A 19,711-nucleotide genomic window follows, 5' to 3' on the forward strand; every position below is an offset into this window, starting at 1 on the left:
GGCACAAAGCCTCATCTCCTTCTGTGGGGAGACGGGGCTTTGTTGCCTCTGGCACTCATTTTTGTACTGATTTCAGTCAAATACAAAACTGTTTGATTATGTTTTGTATACAGTTTATTGCTGATAGATACAGAGTTCTGCGCAACGAATTTACCAGGGGTATCCATGTCGGGAAAACACCTCCACATCCGTTGGAACATCATCTTTACTGCGCTGTGCCTGGGATTGGTATTCTGTCTTGCAGATGCATACCTTGATGGTGTGATTTACGCCGAACGGGGATTTTTTCCGCAACTCCTTGATCCTGAGCAGCAGGAACTGGTCTACAGGATCCAAACGTTCCTGTTTATCTGCCTCTTTGCCGGCTATGCCTGGCACCAGACCAACATCCAGGAACGTCTCAAGGTCTCACTGGAAGAGGCCATGGCCGGTTTCAAGGCCGAACGGGCACGTGCCGAAGCGATTCTTGCTGCCATGGGGGATGCGGTCAGCGTTCTGGACACGGATCTGAAGGTCCTCTATCAGAACCAGGCGCACAAGGAACTGATCGGTGATCACGTCGGAGAGTACTGCTACGCGACCTACCATCAGCGTGATACGGCCTGCCCGGATTGTGATCTCACAAAAACGTTTGCCGACGGACTTGTCCGCCATCGCGAAAAAAGTTTCGTAACCGATCACGGGATCTCCTACCGTGAAATATACTCTGCCCCTCTCCGGGACGCCAACGGCACGATCATAGCCGGAATTGAATCCGTGCGGGACATGACCGAACGAAAAGAAGCCGAGCTCCATCTCCACCGACTGCTGGCCGCCGTCGAGACCTCCTTGGACGGCATCGCCATCCTGAACGCAAATGAGGAATACATCTATCTCAATGAGGCCCACGCCGCAGTCTACGGTTACGGGTCACCTGACGAGCTCATCGGGAAGAGCTGGCATGTGCTGTATGATGAACAGGAGCGCACGCGTCTCGAACCCCTCATCCACGAAGGATTTGCCGCGAAAGGCGGATGGCGCGGCGAGGCGACCGGACTGAAAAAGGATGGAAGCGTGTTCCCCCAGGAGATTTCCCTCAGCCTTAACGAAGATGGCGGTCTGATCTGCGTGGTTCGTGACATCTCGAAACGTAAAATGCGCGAAGATGCGATCCGTATCCTCAATGACAATCTCCAACAGCAGACCCTCGACCTCCAGGCCACCAACCGGGAATTGTCGGCCTTCAGCTACTCCCTGTCCCATGATCTCCGCTCTCCGCTGACCCGCATCTACATGGCGGCGCAGACCATTGACGAGATGTATGCGGACGGTTTCGACGATACCGGGAAGAGGCTTATGCATATCATCTGCGCGGGTTGCGAGAGCATGGAAGAGTTCATCAAGGCCATGCTGGTCCTCTTTGGGGTGACACAGAGAGAGATCAGCTGCAGCGACGTTGATCTCTCCGCACTGGCCGATGACATCCTGACCGAGTTTTGTCTACGTCAGTCTGAACGGCAGGTTGAATGCGTGGTCACCCCCGGCCTGGTCGCCTGGTGTGACCCGCACCTGATGCAGATACTCCTGGAGAATCTCCTCGGCAATGCATGGAAATTCACCTCCCGTACAGGGCGCGCCCGCATCGAGTTCGGTGTTGATGAATCCATTGGGGAGCCGGCCTTTTACGTCCGCGACAATGGGGCCGGTTTCAGTATGACGGAGGCGGAGCGTCTGTTCAAACCGTTCCAGCGACTGCATTGCACAAGTGAAATCCCCGGCACCGGCATCGGCCTCGCCACGGTACAACGGATCATCGAACGTCACGGCGGGCGGGTCTGGGGTGAAGGGGTTGTCGATGGAGGTGCCGCGTTCTACTTCACCCTCGGTCGTTCAGAACACTCCGCGCCGAATCAGGCGTAGATTCGAGCGGACTGCACAGCTGATCAAAGAGGCAATCTGGTCAGGCAAGGACCGTTCACCCGCCAACTTCCCGCCATTACACACAAAATATTGCGACCAATTCCGCCCCTTGACACCATATCTTGAGATAAGGCATACTTCTCACCTCACAGTCTCACAGGGAGAAATGCTATCATGGAACCTGCCGTAATCACTGAAGTCCCCCCTTCTGCCCCCTTTGTCCACCTGCATCTCCATACCCAATACTCCCTGCTGGATGGCGCCATCCGCTTCGACGACCTGATCGCCAAGGCCAGGGATCTGAATATGCCGGCAATTGCCATGACCGACCATGGCAATATGTTCGGAGCAGCCGAATTCTATCTCAAGTGCAAAAAGGCCGGCGTCAAGCCGATCATCGGCTGCGAACTGTATCTGGCGCCCGATTCCCGCTTTTCCAAGGACGCCAAGGGCATCTCCGATGCCGCCTATCACCTGATCCTGCTCTGTGAGAACCTGCAGGGGTACAAAAACCTTTCATACCTGACCTCGGCCGGCTACAAGGAGGGCTTCTACTACCGCCCCCGCATCGACCGCGAGCTGCTCTCCGGCCGTTCCGAGGGGCTGATCGCCATGTCGGCCTGCCTCAAGGGGGAGGTGGCCATGCAGTGCGGCCGGGGCCGAATGGAGGATGCTGTTGCCACCGCCCGCTGGTACAGCGAGCTGTTTCCCGGTCGCTACTACATCGAACTGCAGGAAAACACCATCCCGGAGCAGGACATCGTCAACACACGCCTGCAGGAGGTAGCCGCCGAACTGGACCTGCCCCTGGTGGCCACCAACGACTGCCACTACCTGAATCGGGAGGATGCCCGCGCCCACGAGGTGCTGCTCTGCATCCAGACCGGCAAAACCATGAGCGACCCGACCCATATGAGATTCTCGGTCGATGAGTTCTACGTCAAGTCGCCGGAGGAGATGGCAGCCGCTTTCTCCTACGCCCCCGAAGCCATCAGCAATACCCTGGAGATTGCCGAACGCTGCAATCTGGAGCTGGCGGTGGATGGCAAGACCTATTATTTCCCCCACTTCGATCCGCCCGCGGGAAAGAACCACGACGACATGCTGCGTGACCTGGCGACCGAAGGGCTGAAAGAGCGGATGATCACGATCCTGGCCAAGTACCCCGACATGACTCTGGAACAGCAGCAGGGGTACTTTGACCGTCTGGCCATCGAGTTGGACTGCATCCGCGACATGAAATTCCCGGCCTATTTCCTGATCGTGTCGGACTTTATCCGCTGGGCCAAGGACAAGGGTATCCCGGTCGGTCCGGGCAGGGGCTCGGCGGCCGGTTCTCTGGTGGCCTACGCCACCAAGATCACCGATCTGGATCCCCTGCCCTACAACCTGCTGTTCGAGCGTTTCCTCAATCCGGAACGTATCTCCATGCCTGATATTGACGTGGACTTCTGCCAGGACCGCCGTTCCGAAGTGATCCAGTACATGATCGACAAGTACGGCCGCGACCGGGTCTGCCAGATCATAACCTTTGGAACCATGGGCGCCAAGGCGGCCATCCGCGATGTGGGGCGCGCTCTGAACATGGGTTATGGCGATGTGGACCGGATCGCCAAACTGATCCCGGATGACCTCAAGATGACCCTCAACAAGGCCCTGCAGCAGGAACCGCAGCTGAAGGAGTTGTGCAACAGCGACCCGCAGGTCAAGGACCTGCTGGATACCGCCCTCTGTCTGGAGGGATTGACCCGCCACGCCTCGACCCACGCCGCCGCAGTTGTGGTAGCCCCGGATCAGCTGGAGGAGTTTCTGCCGCTCTACAAGGACCAGAAAACCGGTTCGATCAATACCCAGTATTCCATGAAATATGTGGAACTGGTCGGCCTGGTCAAGTTCGACTTCCTGGGGCTCAAGAACCTGACCGTGATCGAGAACGCCGTCCGCCTGGTGCGAGTGGGCAAAGATCCGCTCTTCGACATCACCACCCTGCGTGACGATGACCAGGCCAGCTACGACCTGATCACCGCCGGCAACACGACCGGGGTCTTCCAGCTGGAATCCAGCGGCATGAAGGAGATGCTGGTCAAGCTCAAACCGTCCTGCTTCGAAGACGTGATCGCGGCCTGCGCCCTGTACCGCCCCGGCCCGCTGGGCTGCGGCATGGTGGATGACTTCATCGAGCGCAAGCACGGCCGCCAGAAGGTGGTCTATGACCTGCCACAGCTGGAGGTGATCCTGAAGGACACTTACGGGGTCATCGTCTACCAGGAGCAGGTCATGCAGATCTCCCGCTCCCTGGCCGGCTACTCCCTGGGCCAGGCCGACCTGCTGCGGCGCGCCATGGGTAAAAAAGACGCCAAGGAGATGGATCGCCAGAAAGACACTTTCCTGAAAGGCGCCAAAGAGCTGGGGATCGACACGAAAAAGGCCGAAGCGATCTTCGACCAGATGGCCAAGTTCGCCGAATACGGCTTCAACAAGTCCCACTCGGCCGCCTACGCCCTGATCGCCTATCAGACCGCCTATCTGAAGGCACACTATCCGGTCGAGTTCATGGCCGCCCTGCTGACCTGCGACATGGACAGCACCGACAAGGTTATCAAGAACATCAGCGACTGCCGTGAACAGGGCATCGAGGTACTGCCTCCCGATATCAACGCATCGGGGCTTTCCTTTACAGTGGTGGATAAATCCATGCGTTTCGGCCTGGGAGCCGTCAAGAATGTCGGAACCGGAGCCATCGAAGCCATCCTGGAGGCCCGTTCCGAGGGAGCCTTCAAGGACATCTTCGACTTCTGTGAACGGGTCGACCTGCGGCGGGTCAACAAGCGGGTGGTCGAGTCGCTGATCAAGTGCGGTGCCTTCGATTCAACCAATGCCGTTCGAGCGGCATTGATGGAGGGCCTGGAAGCCGCTACCAGCTATGGACAGAAGATCCAGGAGGAGCGGGCCAGTGCCCAGACCTCCCTGTTCGGAACCGAAGAGACGGTCAGTACCAACGGCTCCAGAGGCATGCGGCTTCCCAATGTTGCCGAGTGGCATGACAAGGAGAAGCTGGCCTATGAAAAGGAGGTCCTCGGCTTCCTGATTACCGGCCATCCCCTTGACCGTTACCTGGACGATATCAAGCGCCTGGCCAGCAGCGAGATCGCCAATCTTGCAGATCAGACCGACGGCAGCGAGGTCCGGATCTGCGGCATTGTCTGCGGCCTCAAGGAGATCACTACCAAAAAAGGGGACCGCATGGGCTTTGTTACGATCGAAGACCTGACCGGCTCCGTCGAAGTCACCGTATTTTCCGATATCTATGCCTCTGCCGTGAACCTGCTGAAATCCGATGACCCGCTCCTGATCATCGGCAAGCTTGAAAAAGGTGAAAAAGGTGCCAAGATCCTGGTCCAGGCCCAGAAGGAGGGGGGCAACGGATGGCAGCAGAAAAATCGCGGTCCGGCGGGAGATATCAAGCTGCTTCAGGATGCGCGTGTCCAGACAACCAAAAAGGTGTTTTTCACCCTGCGGATGGACGACATGCCGACCGAGCGCCTTGGCGGCCTGAAAGGGATTATCGAACGTCATCGCGGCAATGTAGCATCTTTCATCTCGTTCGAGATGCCGTCACGTGGCAAGGCGGTCATGCAGTTGCCCGCAGAAATGTATGTTATGCCGGACGATGATTTAAGGCTGGAAGTCGAGCGGCTGTTCGGTTATAATGCCGCAACTTTTGAGTGAGAGTAAAAATACAAAATCCACCACAGAGACATAGAGACACGGAGAACACCTGTTTAATAGGAATAATTGCGTCAATATCTCCTTGATGTTACAGAAGCTGATTTCGTTAAATTATTCATTACTATTAAATTAATTGTATTTTCTCCGTGTCTCCGTGTCTCCGTGGTGAAGAAAATGAGGTGTCATTATGGCGACTCCGTTTCATCTGGAATTTGAAAAACCGATCGTAGAGCTTGAAAAGAAAATTGAAGAATTAAACGCGCTGGCTCGTCAGGGACTGGATATCGGTGCCGATGTTGCCAAGCTGGAAAATCATGTGGAACAGATGCGGGCCGACATCTTTTCCAACCTCTCACGCTGGCAGACCGCCCAGGTGGCGCGTCACATCAACCGCCCCTTTACCCTGGACTACATCAATCTCATGTTCACGGAGTTCATCGAACTGCATGGAGACCGCAACTACGGTGACGACCACGCCATCGTCGGCGGCCTAGCCCGTTTCAACGACCAGCCGGTCATGGTTATCGGCCACCAGAAGGGGCGCGACACCAAGGAAAAGGTCTTCCGCAACTTCGGCATGCCCAATCCCGAGGGCTACCGCAAGGCTCTGCGCCTGATGCAGATGGCAGAACAGTTCAAACTGCCGGTCATCACCTTTGTCGATACCCCCGGAGCATATCCCGGGATCGGCGCCGAGGAACGCGGTCAGGCCGAAGCCATTGCACGCAACCTGCGGGAGATGGCCAGTCTTGAGACCCCGATCATCGTCTGCATTACCGGCGAGGGGGGCTCGGGCGGAGCGCTGGCGATCGCCGTCGGCGACCGGATCCTGATGCTGGAGCATTCGGTCTACGCCGTGATATCACCCGAAGGGTGCGCAGCCATCCTCTGGTCCGACGGCACCAAGGGCGAGCAGGCCGCCGAAGCGCTCAAACCGACCGCCAGGGACATCATCAAGCTGGGAGTGATCGACGAGATCATCAAGGAACCGATCGGCGGTGCCCATCGCGATCACGCGACCACAGCGCAGAACATGAAAGCAGCCATTGCACGCAATCTGGCGGAGCTGAACAAACTTTCCGGCTCAGAGCTGGTCGAAGGACGTTACAAAAAGTTCAGAGCCATGACGCGCTGCATAGAGTAGTGTCGCTGCGTTACCTAGTTGAGAATGGGGGCCGCATCGGCCCCCATTTTTGTTGAGTACGTTAGAACCTATCCAGTTCATCGGGATACGTCGACAAAGGGAAATAACATGCAAGAACGTCTACAGAAAATAATTTCCGCCGCCGGGATCACCTCACGGCGCGCATCGGAAGAACTGATACTGGCCGGACGGGTTGCCGTCAACGGTACGGTCGTGACCGAACTGGGCAGCAAGGCGGACCCCGCTAAAGACACCGTCACCGTGGATGGCAAGCCGTTGACCATCGCCTCCAGGAAGCTCTACATCCTGCTGTACAAACCGGTCGGGTACATGACCACAATGGATGACCCGGAAGGACGGCCGCTGGTCACCGATCTGCTGAAAGAGATCGGCGAACGGGTCTATCCGGTCGGCCGGCTTGATTACAACACCGAGGGACTGCTGCTGCTGACCAATGACGGCGAGTGGGCCAATCATCTGATGCATCCGCGGCACGAGGTCGAGAAGGAATACCACGTAAGGGTCCGTGGCAAGGTCCACAAAAGCCAGCTTGATCAACTGGCGGGCGGGGTATCTATCGACGAGAGGAAAACCGCCGCGGCCACTGCGCGCATGATCAAGGAGGGGGAGCAGAACGACTGGTTCTCCCTCATCATCCATGAGGGGCGTAACCGCCAGGTGCGGCGCATGTGTGAAGCGGTCAGCCTGTCGGTTGTGCGTTTGAGGAGGGTGCGCTACGGCATGCTGACCTTGGGCACACTCAAGCCGGGAGAATTCCGTTACCTGACCGAGGCAGAGGTCAGCGGACTCCGCGATCCCCACCAGAAACAGGGTACCATCACACCCATAACTCCGGCTGCAGCCGACGCATCAAGCTCTTCGCGTTCGCCACTGCGGCCTGCAGCATCAAAAACGCCTGCGCGGCATAAAACCACAGGCAAGAGAACTTTGTCCCCCAATAAACCCGGGGCACCGAGGAAAGCCTAGCTCCTCGCTACCCCGTATTCACGCTGAGACCATGCAGCTGTTATTTCTTTATCTGGGATTTTTTCAACGATTCCTGAAACATCTCCGGGGTGAAGCCCCTCACCACCACCTCATCCCTGCCTGATCCGATGACAATCACCGGTACGCCGGTGCTGTTGTATTTCCCTGTCAGCTCTTCCATCGCCTGTGCGTCCATTTCCACATCACGATTGATAAACGGAATATTGTTCCTGGTAAAATAGTCCTTGGTTTCCTTGCAGTGGGAACACCAGGCCACCGAATACAGTACTATCATCGGGTATTGTTTTGCTGCCTCGGCCCTGGCCGGGCTGAGTGTACTCTGATGGCCCTGGTCGGCAGCCAGTCCGGATACGGCACACATGCATAGCCCAGCCATCACTGTCAGAATTCTGCATAGCATTGGTGTTTCTCCTTTCACATGAAAAACAGCTCTGTCGCATATAAGACAGGATATAGCGGAGAAACAGCATTTACAAGCATGATTACTGCAGGTTGGATGAAATTAGAAGACGCACAACAAGAGCCTTGAACTCTCTCGCGTCACAACGTATCATCTTTAAATACAATCACAACGGGAGTGGATTATCATGAAAACTCGTATCAATGAACTGCTGGCCTCAGGATCTGCTGGCAAAACGGCCACTCTTAGCGGCTGGGTGCGGTCGTTGCGGAGCTCGAAAGAGATAGCCTTCATAGTCCTGAACGACGGCAGCAATCCATCCGGGATACAGGTAGTGGTTGAACACACCCTGGACAACTTTGATGCCGTCTGCCGCGTCGCTACCGGAGCGGCCCTGCAGATAAAAGGAACGCTGGTCGAATCTCCGGCGGCCGGCCAAAAATGGGAACTTGCGGCTAATACGATTACTGTTATCGGCGATAGCGATGAATCATACCCGTTGCAAAAAAAACGTCATGGTTTCGAATACCTGCGCACAATTGCCCACCTGAGACCTCGCACCAATACCTTCGGCAGCGTCTTCCGCCTGCGCTCGAAACTGGCCCAGGCCATCCACCGTTTTTTTTCAGAAAAACAGTTCCTCTACGTCAACACCCCGATCATCACCTCCAGCGATTGCGAAGGGGCAGGAGAGCTGTTCCGCGTCACCACGCTGGATCCTGCCTCCCCGCCGCTGCTGAATGGTCAGCCTGACTTCAACCAGGACTTTTTCGGCCTGCGCACAGGACTGACCGTCAGCGGACAACTGGAGGGTGAAATGTTCGCCCAGGCCTTTGGGAACATTTATACCTTTGGCCCAACCTTCCGCGCAGAGAATTCCAATACCGCCCGCCATGCCTCAGAGTTCTGGATGATCGAGCCGGAAATGGCCTTTGCCGATCTGGCCGACGACACAGATCTGGCCGAAGAATTCATCAAGTATCTATGCAGCTTTGCACTGGAAGAGTGCACAGAAGACATGACCTTCTTTGACGCTCAGATTGAACATGGCCTGCTTGAGCGCATTCAGCGGGTTGCCACGGCTGATTTCGCCCGCATCGATTATACCGAAGCGATTCATCGTCTTCAGCGATCAAAAACAGCATTCTCCTATCCGGTTGAATGGGGACTGGACCTGCAGACCGAACACGAACGCTACCTGAGCGAGCAGGTCGTGGGCGGGCCGGTATTCATCCTCAATTACCCCAGGGATATCAAGGCATTTTACATGCGCCAGAACCAGGACGGAAAAACCGTGGCTGCCATGGACCTGCTGGTGCCCAAAGTGGGCGAGATTATCGGCGGCAGCCAGCGCGAAGAACGGCTTGATCTTCTGGAAACTCGCATGGTCGAACTGGGGATCGCCACAGAACCGCTCTGGTGGTATCTGGACAGCCGCCGCTGGGGGAGCTGTCCCCATGCGGGCTTCGGCCTGGGCTTCGAACGCCTGGTGATGTACCTGTCCGGCATGGACAACATCCGCGATGTAATCCCGTTCCCACGCACGCCGCGCCACTGCGAGTTCTGATACATGAGTGAGCCAACCAGTCCCCGCTCGCCACTCTTACAGCGGTTCAAGGATTACCAGCCCGGTGATATTTTCACTGTTGCCGCCAAGGTCCACCTGATGTCGGCTTTTGAAGCGTGCAAGGGGAATACGTTGCACAGAGCTGCCTGGAACAAGGACAAGTCAGCCCTGGTTGTAACTTTTGCCGGAGGACACCAGGCAACCCTTATGGCCGAAAGGGTGCAACTCCTGACCAAGTGTACCTGTCAACAGTGGCAGCCGGCACGAAACTGTCCCCATGTGGTAATCGCCTGGGCAATGCTTAAACGAGTGGTGTCTCCGGGCAGCCTGTCTCACATCCGCTTCAACCAGCAGATGCTGCTGGATATGAAGTCCTTCGTTGATCAAGGACACAACACCCCGCATGAGTCCGATACTGATGCCGGTCACAATGAATCGGCAGAGGTCCTGAAGGAGGTGCGCCGGGCCCACAGCGCATATATGGCACAGGAAACAGCCAGGAGCAAGACACCGAAATACCGGTTATTGATAGAACAGAGCGAATACGGCCATGGGATCCGCGGCGCCGTCAAGCGGGGTGAAGAGTCGGTATATGGCTGGACCTCGCACGGCCTGCCGACCGGACTGGCACGCTTTCTGGCGTCTCATTATTCCTACGATTCTACCCCTCGCTATTTCGAGTCATTCCAGCAGATGACAGACGGTTCGTATCCGATTGTATTCCGCAATGCGGAAGGGCTTGAAACAACGCTGAGCTACAAGGGTGACCAGCCCTGTACTGCCGGAATCACCTTCGACATCCGCGGCGACGACATCCACGTATCCCGCTCCTTTGGGGACGGCGCGCCGCTCCCCTCCACCGCAATTGTACATGGCAAGGTGCTGTTTGATGTTACAGCCGGCATCATCGTGCCGGTTGCAAACAGCGATGCCTGGAAAAGTTGGGAGGCGGTTTTTGAAAAACTGGACGGAACGCAGGATGCGTTTGACGATTTCAATGACAATTGGGATGAAGAAGAAATTCCGGAATCAACGACCATCAACCCGGAACTCAGGCGCCTGCACCATTCAGTAGTCGTACCACTGAAGCTCTTTAACAGTGCCGCAATCCGGCTTGTGCCGAAAGCCATTGAAGATTCGAATGCCCATTTCCACTTCCATGTGAATGGCGTTTCCCCTGCAGAACAGGTTACAACGACGCAGACATACCTGGTGGATATCCCGAGCGGCATGGCCGGCACGACCACGTCCCTGGTACTGGTCAGCCGGTATGAACATCAGACCTTTCCCTTTTCACAAAACTCATTCTGGTTGTTCGACCCGTATCGCCGCTCAAACCTCTCAGCTCCCATGAAGACCAAAAAGCGGGTGCGGGCGGTTATCGAGACAGCCTTTGCTCTGCTTGATGAAACAAAAACAACTTCACGCAACGCCATTTTCCGATCAATGACTGCCTCCCCCGATTTCGTGAAACGCATTGTAAAACGGGAGGCCAAGCAGCTTGTTACCTATCTGGGAGAATCATGGGATCAAACGTTGATTATCGCCATGGCTGACGCGGACAGGTGGTATTTTCTGCATGATGACCATCGCAGCAAGGCGCGTCTCATGCGGATACTGTACGACCTGTTCGGGTTGGATGCCTTTGTCAGCGGTAATGCCTCCGTAAAACTGGAGCTGCCGACAGACCGGCTTCTGAAAGAGCTACCGCTCCTGGCGTCCCGCCTTCAATCAGAGGGCTTTGATCTTCGGATCGGCAGCGAACCGCTGACTGCGGCATCATGGGAATTTTCGTTGGACGCCACCTGCAGCAGTCAGAACTGGTTCGAATTGAAACCGGAGATCCGCTGTAACGGCGAGCTGCTGACCGAGGAGGAACTGCGCGGTCTGCAGGACGGCAGCGGCATGCTGCGCCGTGACGGCAGGCTGATGCTGCTGGATGACATCAGCGCCCAGGTATTGGCAATGTTTGCCGGCGTCATGCCTGCGGGCAGGAAAAAGAAAAAAGGGGCGCTGGAACCGGTGCGGGTGCCGCGCCTGCAGATCCTTGACTGGCTGCAGCTCCGCAGTCATGGCGTCCAGATCAGGCTGTGTCCGGACGATGGCAGGATCCTGGAAAGCCTGCTCAATTTTTCGTCCATTCCGGAGCGCCCCCTTCCCCAGGGGCTTCATGCCACGCTGCGCCATTATCAGGTTGATGCCTGGCACTGGCTGGCATTTCTCTACGAACACCGCTTCGGTGCCTGCCTGGCTGATGACATGGGTTTGGGCAAGACCCTGCAGGGAATTACACTGCTGGCCGGGATCATGTCGGGCGAGCTTGCTACGACCGCTGCGCCGGGGACACCGCACTTGGTTGTTGCGCCACCGTCGCTGTTATTCAATTGGGAAGCGGAAATTGCCCGCTTTCTGCCGTCCGCGCGGGTCATGCTTTATGCCGGAAGCGGACGCAGCATGGCCGAATTTGCTGAATACGACGTGATCATCACCAGCTATGGTATTGTCCAGCGCGACTGCGACCTGCTGGCCAAACAATCCTTCAATGTCCTGATCTTCGACGAAACCCAGGTGGTTAAAAATCTGCAGGCAGCCACCACCAACGCTGTCCGCAAGCTGAGAGGCGCGTTTACCCTGGCGCTGACCGGCACTCCGGTGGAAAACCATCTGGGAGAATACTACGCCATCATGGATCTCTGTCTGCCGGGACTGCTGGGGACGCGCGAAGAGTTCAGCCGCAAACTCAACCAGGATGACGCTGCCGGTACGACCCGCCTGATCGGGCGCACCCGTCCCTTTGTACTGCGCCGCACAAAACAGCTGATCGCCAGCGAATTACCGCCCAAGATCGAGATGGACATCCCGCTGGAACTGACGACAAAGCAGAGGGTCTTTTACCAGAGAACAGTTGAAGAGGTACGAGGGCAGGTCAAAGAAGCGTACGAAAGCCATGCACCTGCCCAGGCCCGCATTATTGCCCTCACTGCAATCCTGCGTCTGCGCCAGATCTGTCTTGCTCCGTCCCTGGCTTCACCGGGAGCCAGCAACGCCTCACCAAAACTGGAGTTTTTGGCTGAACAGCTGTCCGAACTGCGGGACGAGGGGCACAGCTCGCTGGTGTTCTCTCAGTTCACCGGCTACCTGAATCTGATCGAGAATGGGCTGCAAGAACAGGGATTCACTTGCCTGCGTCTGGATGGCTCGACACCGGTCCCCCAGCGCAAAAAACTGGTGCAGTCCTTCCAGAATTCCGTCAAACCAACCGTCTTCCTGATCAGCCTCAAGGCCGGCGGCAGGGGACTCAACCTGACCCGCGCAACCTATGTCTACCACATGGACCCCTGGTGGAACCCGGCGGTGGAGAACCAGGCTTCGGACCGCGCCCACCGCATCGGCCAGACTGAACAGGTCACCATCACCCGCCTGATCATGCGCCACACCATCGAGGAAAAGATGATGGCCCTGAAGGAACAGAAAACACAGCTCTACAAGGCGATTCTGGAAGATGGGGCCGGCGGTGGCGGTGCAGGACTGTCGCGGGAAGACTTCGATTTCCTGTTGGGGTGAGTACAAAAACCTCAGGGGTTTTCAAAACCTCGGGGGTTTGAATTGCTGAATTGACGACACCCTGCAATGAGTTTATAGTGGTGGTACATAATGTTACACATGCATGAGGTACCCACATGATCAGAACCAACGTAATGCTTACCCCGCAGCAACATTTAAATCTGAAGCAGATGGCCGCGTCCATGCACCGCACTTTGGGTGAACTGGTACGTGATGCCATCGACACCACCTTCCCGCAGGACAGCATTAATCGACGACGTCACGTTGCTCTGGCGGCCTACCGCGAGGGATTCATCAGCCTGGGAAAACTGGCAGAATCTCTGGGTGTCGATCCATACACCGCCCGTAGCTACCTGCAAGAGCATGGCATACCGCTCATGATCCAGGATGCAATGGATATCACCTCTGACGCCGGCAATGCCTGACATCATCTTTGATACCAATGTTCTCAGCAACTTTTCCCTTGCCGCCCGATTCGATTTGCTGAAACTCCTCTATAACGATTCCGCTTGCTGTGCCGGGGCCGTAGCCACCGAGATACAGCGCGGCATCCAGTGCGGACATGCCGAACTTTCAGCCGTTTCCAGATCCCTTGCCCATGGCTGGCCACGTATCGAGGATCCCGCCTCGACCACCGAACACCAACTGTTTGCAGCCCTTTCCATCTCTCTGGGCGCTGGGGAATCGGCCTGTATTGTCCTGGCCGTCCAGCGCGGTTACGTCTTCGCCTGTGACGACCGGTTGGCCCGCAACGAGGCCGCGCGACTCGGGGTGAAGCTTACCGGCACAGTGGGCATACTCATCAAGGCGATCAGGGTCGAAGCCATCGATTTGAAGGAAGCTAACACAATATTGCGCAGGATGGTCAAGGCGGGTTTTTATGCGCCGGTGAAAAGTATTACGACCACGATGGTTAGAGGATAGCAGCAATTTCATTACACTTTGAATTTACAGTGTGAAAACCGGAGGCAACTCATGCTTACCAGATTAAAAATAACCGGCTTCAAAAACCTCGTCGATGTAGATGTCCGCTTCGGGCCATTTACCTGTATCGCCGGGGTGAACGGGGTTGGCAAATCAAACCTGTTCGACGCGATCATGTTTATGAGCGCCCTGGCGGACAAACCACTTCTGGATGCCGCAAAGTCAGTGCGAGACGAAGATGGTCGGACAGCTGATATACGAAGTCTGTTTCACCGGGTCGGAAATGAGTATGCCAAGGAGATGACCTTTGAAGCGGAGATGATTGTCCCCCTAAAGGGCATTGACGACCTTGGACAAGAGGCGCAAGCCAGCATCACATCACTCCGCTATGTGATAGCCATCGGCTACCGCACCGACAATGGCCACAAACAAGGTGGCCTTGAGCTTCTTCGGGAAGAGTTGACTCACATTAACCGGGGCGATGCATCGAAGCACTTTCTCTTTCCGAGCAAACCGGTATGGCGCGAGAGTGCTGTAACAGGACGGAGAAGCGGTGGGGACTTTATTTCTACGGAAGGTGAAGGAAAAGACAGGGTCATCAAACTTCATCAGGATGGAGGCGGACACGGCCGACCTCGTTCGATACTCGCCGCAAACCTTCCGAGAACAGTCCTTTCAACCGCCAATGCCGCCGAGAATCCGACCGCTCTGATGGCTAAACGAGAGATGCAGTCCTGGCGTTTGCTGCAACTTGAACCAGCTGCCCTGCGCAAGCCAGATGAAATATCCGCCCCTACAAAACTGGGTGAGAATGGATCACATCTCGCATCAACTCTCTACCATTTACCAAAATCGCACTATCATGCCGAACAAGGAGAGGCGGGAACCGATGATAGTACCTCTGCCGTCTATGCTCAAGTAGCCAATCGGTTATCTGATCTAATCGACGATGTGAAGGAGATCTCGGTTGATTATGATGAAAAACGAGAACTTCTGACGGCTATCGTGACAGGGCGCGACGGAACCCCACACTCGGCCCGGTCACTCTCGGATGGCACGCTGCGCTTTCTTGCACTTGCGGTGCTGGAATTGGACACGGAAGCATCCGGACTTATCTGCCTGGAAGAGCCCGAAAACGGTATCCATCCTGAACGCATACCCGCCATGCTGGATCTGCTTCAAGACATCGCCATGGATATGGATGAACGTGTCGGACTGGACAATCCGCTACGACAGGTCATCATCAACACCCATTCGCCATCTGTTGTTGCCCAAATACCTGACGACAGCCTGCTGGTGGCTGAATCCATTGAAATTAACGAATCGGGCAGGCGATTTAAAGCGGTACGCTACTGTCCGCTCCCGGAAACATGGCGACATAAGAAGGCAACCGGTGAGATTGCGGTTGTTTCCAAAGGCAAATTGTTATCGTATTTGAATCCGGTTGCGCCAGAAGTACCGGATTATGGTTATGGCATATCCGAACGAAAGAACAATATTGTCCCCCTGAAACGCCGCGTCATTGACCGCCCGGACCTGCAGCCGTACCTGCCGAATACGTTAGTAGCGGAACCGAAATGAAAACAATCCGCTATACTCTTTTATCAGACGGCAGTTCCGATAGGATGTTGATGCCGATACTTGACTGGCTATTGAGCCAGCACTGCCCGGAACACGCAGTGGAATCCGATTGGGCCGATCTTGGCAGACTCCAGAAACCACCGAAGACATTACCGGACAAAATAGCAGTAACTCTGGATCTCTATCCCTGCGACCTGTTATTCATCCATCGTGACGCGGAAAAAGAAACCTTTGAAACACGTCATGCCGAGATAACCAGGGCGCTTGATGGGCTGGAGACTCCTCCCGCAATCTGCGTGATACCGGTCAGAATGCAGGAAGCATGGCTCCTGTTTGACGAACCTGCAATACGAAGAGCGGCTGGCAACCCAAACGGCAGGAACAACCTGATTCTCCCGGATACAAGATCGGTGGAAAACATTCCCAATCCGAAAGAACTTCTCTTCAGCATTATCCGTGAGTCGAGTGGTCTTCACGGCACCAGACTGAAAAAGCTGAATTCTCATAAGCGCGCTTTTCTCGTATCCCAATCGATTGATGATTTCTCTCCCCTCCGGTCGATAACTGCATTTCAGGCCTTGGAAAATCAGCTAAAAATCGCTCTTGTCGCCAATGGATGGGATTCCGGTTCATAGCCTATGCACATCTACTGCCTCGAAATCCACCTATCCCTGCCGACCCACTCCCTCAAAGAGAAGCGCGGCATCGTCAAAAGCATTCTCGGCCGTTCCAGAAACCGCTTCAACACCGCCTGCGCCGAGGTGGACCGGCAGGATAACCCAACTGTAGCGGTACTGGGATTTGTCACGGTCAGTCCGGATAAAACCATTGCACGAACCGTGCTGGAGCGCATAGAAGACTGGATCTATGAAAACTGGCCTGAGGTGGAGATAACTGCCAGCGACATTTCGGAGGTGTAAGGTGTGAGTGCCGCAACCGCGACCAATCAACACTGTTATTGACACCCCCCCGGTTTCGGGCTATCTTTAAAACTTATTTCAATCACTTACGCGTCATACTGCGCGTACAAAAACTCTCTTTCGTTACTGACAGGATATGCCAGAACCACTCGGTACCAACCAGGATCAAAACACTCAGACGTATTTGAGCAAGCTGGGCGCAAACCTCCTCGATTCTATCGTACGGAGATTTTCAAATCCGCTGACTGCCCGCCGCAACAGGTTTATCCTACTCATCACAACCTCCCTGATCCTGACGTTTCTGGTTCTGCCCAGCCAGCATTTTTCCGCCATTGCCTTCAAAGCCGGGGATATCGCCACCTCTGATATCCGCGCCACCCAGGATTACCTCGTAGAAGACCACGCCCTGACGGAGCAACGCCGCAAAGAAATCGGCAACAACGCTCCGGTAATCTATAATCTGAGTGACCGGGTCCCCACCTACCTTGAAGGGAAACTGGAACAGGCGCTGAATGTTATCCACGCCGACAACAGTGCAAAGAATCAACAGCAACCGGATGCGTGGCGTAAAATCCTGACCCCGCTGCTCGACACAGAACTGAACGACTCCGAGATTCGTGCACTCATCCGTCTAAAATCGGACAAACTGTTTTTGGCGGATGTAAAAAAGGCGCTGGACGAACTTTACCAGCACAAGATCGTTCTGGATGGCAAGGTCTTTCAAACCGACTCCCGGCGCGGCATCGAGATCCTGAACGACGATGGCCGCTACATCGGTTCGGGTGATGCCACTGTCAGCTATACGGAAATCGCCGAGGCCCGCAGGATTGTGGCCAGATGGACCTTTTCCGGCCTGGGTGAGACCAGTGATGCAAAACAGGTATCGTCCCTGATTGCCCGCATACTGCTGCCGAACTTTTTTTTCAATAAAGAAAGCACCGAAGCCCGCAGCAAATCCTCCATGGAAGCGGTTCGACCGGTACTGTTCAAGGTGCAGAAAGGGGAGATGATTGTCAGGATCGGTGAGCGCATCAGCTCCGAACAAGCCCAGAAACTGCGGGCCATCTTCAAGGAAAATAAAAGCGATAACCGTTTTTTCACCGCATTGGGAACCTTCTCGCTGATACTGATACTGTTTTATTTCCCTTATCGATTTGCCTGCAAGAACATCCGCAAGTTCAACCCCAGCAACAAGGACATCCTGATCATATCCCTACTGATAACCGGCAGCTTCTTAGTCTTCAAAACAGCACTCCTGATCAGCCACAACATCGGACCGGTTTTCCCCAATGTTGACGTAAACAATTACTTTTACCTTTTCCCGTTTGCCGCCGGCGCCATGATCGTGCGCGTCTTCATCAACTCCGAGGTATCGCTGGTGTATTGCGCTACCCTGGCTCCGCTGTTGGGCATGATGTTCAACAACAGCATGTTCGTGGTTATCTATGCCCTGTTGGGAAGCATCATCGGTGCCCATGGCATGCGGCAGTGCTCTGACCGCAGCACGATCTACTCAGCCGGACTGAAGATATCGGTGGTCAACCTGGCCCTGGCCCTGGCCTTCCAGACTTTCAGCAATACACTCTTCACCATCCAGACCGTGTATGTCGCTTTTTTTGCCCTGGCAGGAGGCATCATCAGTGCCGGTTTCGTCTCCGGCTTCATTCCGGTAATCGAATCCCTGTTCCAATACACAACCGATATCAAGATGCTGGAACTGGCCAACCTCAACTCCCCGCTGCTGCGGGAACTGATGATCAAGGCTCCCGGCACCTATCACCACAGTGTGGTGGTAGGCAACCTGGTGGAGGCAGCGGCAGAATCCATCAACGCCAACCCGCTCCTGGCCAGGGTTGCGGCCTACTACCATGACATCGGCAAGGCATCCAAACCGCTCTATTTCATAGAAAACCAGGGAGGCGAGGAAAACCGCCACGACAAGCTCACACCGAGCATGAGCGCCCTGATCCTGATATCCCACATCAAGGAGGGTGCCGAACTGGCCCGTGAAAAGCACCTGGGGCAACCGATTATCGATATCATCCGGCAGCATCACGGCACCGGGCTGATCAAGTTTTTCTATGAGCGGGCCAAAAACCAGGCCGAGGCCAACGGACAAACCGTGGAAGAAAAGGATTTCCGCTATCCGGGCCCCAAACCTCAAACCCGCGAGGCCGGGATCGTCATGCTGGCAGACTGTGTGGAAGCTGCTTCGAGAACCCTGATCAACCCCACTCCCGACCGCATCCAGGGCACGGTGCAGAACATCATCAACCGCATCTTCACTGATGGACAACTGGACGAATGCGAACTGACGCTGAAAAATCTCCACGAAATTGCGAGAAGTTTCAATCGCATACTTAACGGCATCTTTCATCATCGCATTGACTATCCCGAACAGGTTCACAAGGGCAGCAACGGATCCAGGAAAACTGAACCCAAACCGGCCGGGGTCGATCAGGCCCCGGCAGGAAACGGAGACGAGCAGTATGCAAATTCTTCTGAACAACCGCCAGAGAAAGCACTCGATCAGGTCCCGTCAACTAAAAAAAGTGGCGGCGAGGATCTTAAGCGCCTTGGAATGTCCTGACGATTCAGAACTGTCCATATCCATAGTTGGTGATCGTTCCATTCGCACTGTCAATCGAGAGTATCTGGCCAAGGACCGCCCCACGAACGTGATCTCGTTTTCCCTTCAGGAAGGAGAATTCGGCGGTCTGACACCAAACCTGCTGGGTGACGTGATCATCTCGGCCGACACATCCGCCCGCGAAGCTGAACTGGGTGGCATGCAGCCCTTTGAAAGGCTCAGCTTTCTGTTGATGCACGGGATACTTCACCTGTGCGGCTACGATCACGAACGCAGCGGGGCAGATGAGGCAGCCCGCATGGTGAAAAAGGAGAAAGAGCTATTCAGGATCCTGAAAAAGGAAGGGTTGCTAAACCCAACCGGTTCATAGATTCGGCCAACTGCG

General features: G+C 55.4%; 14 protein-coding genes. 13 read left to right on the plus strand and 1 reads right to left on the minus strand.

Annotated elements, in window-relative coordinates; all coding sequences use genetic code 11:
* The first annotated feature begins 165 nt into the window (after positions 1-165).
* The 4 genes from ACOCF6_RS04035 to ACOCF6_RS04050 all read left to right on the plus strand — a co-directional run bounded on the left by ACOCF6_RS04035 (position 166) and on the right by ACOCF6_RS04050 (position 7,759).
* Positions 166-1,899: a sensor histidine kinase gene (locus tag ACOCF6_RS04035; RefSeq protein WP_482459105.1), complete on the plus strand. Its 1,734-nt coding sequence runs from the start codon at positions 166-168 to the stop codon at positions 1,897-1,899.
* Between the two features lie 174 nt (positions 1,900-2,073).
* Positions 2,074-5,628 carry a DNA polymerase III subunit alpha gene (gene dnaE, locus ACOCF6_RS04040; RefSeq protein ID WP_482459106.1) on the plus strand — a complete coding sequence of 1,185 codons (3,555 nt, stop codon included), beginning with the start codon at positions 2,074-2,076 and terminating at the stop codon, positions 5,626-5,628.
* 187 nt (positions 5,629-5,815) lie between these two features.
* Positions 5,816-6,772 carry an acetyl-CoA carboxylase carboxyltransferase subunit alpha gene (locus tag ACOCF6_RS04045; protein WP_482459107.1) on the plus strand — a complete coding sequence of 319 codons (957 nt, stop codon included), beginning with the start codon at positions 5,816-5,818 and terminating at the stop codon, positions 6,770-6,772.
* A gap of 108 nt (positions 6,773-6,880) precedes the next feature.
* On the plus strand, positions 6,881-7,759 hold the full coding sequence (locus tag ACOCF6_RS04050) for a pseudouridine synthase (protein ID WP_482459108.1): 879 nt from the start codon (positions 6,881-6,883) through the stop codon (positions 7,757-7,759).
* A 40-nt stretch (positions 7,760-7,799) separates the two neighbouring features.
* On the opposite strand, the gene ACOCF6_RS04055 is transcribed toward ACOCF6_RS04050, so the two are convergent.
* Entirely contained in the window at positions 7,800-8,180 is a 381-nt protein-coding gene (locus ACOCF6_RS04055; protein ID WP_482459109.1) for a glutaredoxin domain-containing protein, read from the minus strand.
* 181 nt (positions 8,181-8,361) lie between these two features.
* Between ACOCF6_RS04055 and asnS the strand changes: the two genes are divergently transcribed.
* The 9 genes from asnS (at position 8,362) to ybeY (ending at position 19,696) form a co-directional block, all read left to right on the plus strand.
* Entirely contained in the window at positions 8,362-9,747 is a 1,386-nt protein-coding gene (gene asnS / locus ACOCF6_RS04060; RefSeq protein WP_482463262.1) for an asparagine--tRNA ligase, read from the plus strand.
* 3 nt (positions 9,748-9,750) lie between these two features.
* Positions 9,751-13,311, plus strand: coding sequence for a DEAD/DEAH box helicase (locus tag ACOCF6_RS04065; protein ID WP_482459110.1), 3,561 nt, complete (start codon positions 9,751-9,753; stop codon positions 13,309-13,311).
* A 116-nt stretch (positions 13,312-13,427) separates the two neighbouring features.
* Positions 13,428-13,736 carry a UPF0175 family protein gene (locus tag ACOCF6_RS04070; RefSeq protein WP_482459111.1) on the plus strand — a complete coding sequence of 103 codons (309 nt, stop codon included), beginning with the start codon at positions 13,428-13,430 and terminating at the stop codon, positions 13,734-13,736.
* On the plus strand, positions 13,729-14,235 hold the full coding sequence (locus ACOCF6_RS04075; RefSeq protein ID WP_482459112.1) for a PIN domain-containing protein: 507 nt from the start codon (positions 13,729-13,731) through the stop codon (positions 14,233-14,235). Before ACOCF6_RS04070 ends, ACOCF6_RS04075 begins: the two co-directional genes overlap by 8 nt.
* A 51-nt stretch (positions 14,236-14,286) precedes the next feature.
* Positions 14,287-15,816 carry an AAA family ATPase gene (locus ACOCF6_RS04080; protein ID WP_482459113.1) on the plus strand — a complete coding sequence of 510 codons (1,530 nt, stop codon included), beginning with the start codon at positions 14,287-14,289 and terminating at the stop codon, positions 15,814-15,816.
* Between the two features lie 50 nt (positions 15,817-15,866).
* Positions 15,867-16,451, plus strand: a complete 585-nt coding sequence (locus ACOCF6_RS04085) for a hypothetical protein (protein ID WP_482459114.1) — start codon at positions 15,867-15,869, stop codon at positions 16,449-16,451.
* A 3-nt stretch (positions 16,452-16,454) separates the two neighbouring features.
* Positions 16,455-16,736, plus strand: a complete 282-nt coding sequence (locus ACOCF6_RS04090) for a DUF503 domain-containing protein (protein WP_482459115.1) — start codon at positions 16,455-16,457, stop codon at positions 16,734-16,736.
* A gap of 136 nt (positions 16,737-16,872) precedes the next feature.
* Positions 16,873-19,326: an HD family phosphohydrolase gene (locus tag ACOCF6_RS04095; RefSeq protein WP_482459116.1), complete on the plus strand. Its 2,454-nt coding sequence runs from the start codon at positions 16,873-16,875 to the stop codon at positions 19,324-19,326.
* Positions 19,226-19,696 carry an rRNA maturation RNase YbeY gene (ybeY, locus tag ACOCF6_RS04100; RefSeq protein ID WP_482459117.1) on the plus strand — a complete coding sequence of 157 codons (471 nt, stop codon included), beginning with the start codon at positions 19,226-19,228 and terminating at the stop codon, positions 19,694-19,696. Before ACOCF6_RS04095 ends, ybeY begins: the two co-directional genes overlap by 101 nt.
* Positions 19,697-19,711: the final 15 nt, after the last annotated feature.

It is taken from the genome of Geobacter psychrophilus, from assembly GCF_056821595.1.

Excerpts from the sequence above, each read along its gene's own strand:
- ACOCF6_RS04055 (WP_482459109.1), bottom strand. The coding sequence starts at position 8,180 with ATGCTATGCAGAATTCTGACAGTGATGGCTGGGCTATGCATGTGTGCC.
- ACOCF6_RS04075 (WP_482459112.1), top strand. The coding sequence starts at position 13,729 with ATGCCTGACATCATCTTTGATACCAATGTTCTCAGCAACTTTTCCCTT.
- ACOCF6_RS04065 (WP_482459110.1), top strand. The coding sequence starts at position 9,751 with ATGAGTGAGCCAACCAGTCCCCGCTCGCCACTCTTACAGCGGTTCAAG.
- ACOCF6_RS04090 (WP_482459115.1), top strand. The coding sequence starts at position 16,455 with ATGCACATCTACTGCCTCGAAATCCACCTATCCCTGCCGACCCACTCC.
- ACOCF6_RS04095 (WP_482459116.1), top strand. The coding sequence starts at position 16,873 with ATGCCAGAACCACTCGGTACCAACCAGGATCAAAACACTCAGACGTAT.
- ACOCF6_RS04070 (WP_482459111.1), top strand. The coding sequence starts at position 13,428 with ATGATCAGAACCAACGTAATGCTTACCCCGCAGCAACATTTAAATCTG.
- ACOCF6_RS04045 (WP_482459107.1), top strand. The coding sequence starts at position 5,816 with ATGGCGACTCCGTTTCATCTGGAATTTGAAAAACCGATCGTAGAGCTT.
- ACOCF6_RS04035 (WP_482459105.1), top strand. The coding sequence starts at position 166 with ATGTCGGGAAAACACCTCCACATCCGTTGGAACATCATCTTTACTGCG.
- ACOCF6_RS04050 (WP_482459108.1), top strand. The coding sequence starts at position 6,881 with ATGCAAGAACGTCTACAGAAAATAATTTCCGCCGCCGGGATCACCTCA.
- ybeY (WP_482459117.1), top strand. The coding sequence starts at position 19,226 with ATGCAAATTCTTCTGAACAACCGCCAGAGAAAGCACTCGATCAGGTCC.
- ACOCF6_RS04080 (WP_482459113.1), top strand. The coding sequence starts at position 14,287 with ATGCTTACCAGATTAAAAATAACCGGCTTCAAAAACCTCGTCGATGTA.
- ACOCF6_RS04085 (WP_482459114.1), top strand. The coding sequence starts at position 15,867 with ATGCCGATACTTGACTGGCTATTGAGCCAGCACTGCCCGGAACACGCA.
- dnaE (WP_482459106.1), top strand. The coding sequence starts at position 2,074 with ATGGAACCTGCCGTAATCACTGAAGTCCCCCCTTCTGCCCCCTTTGTC.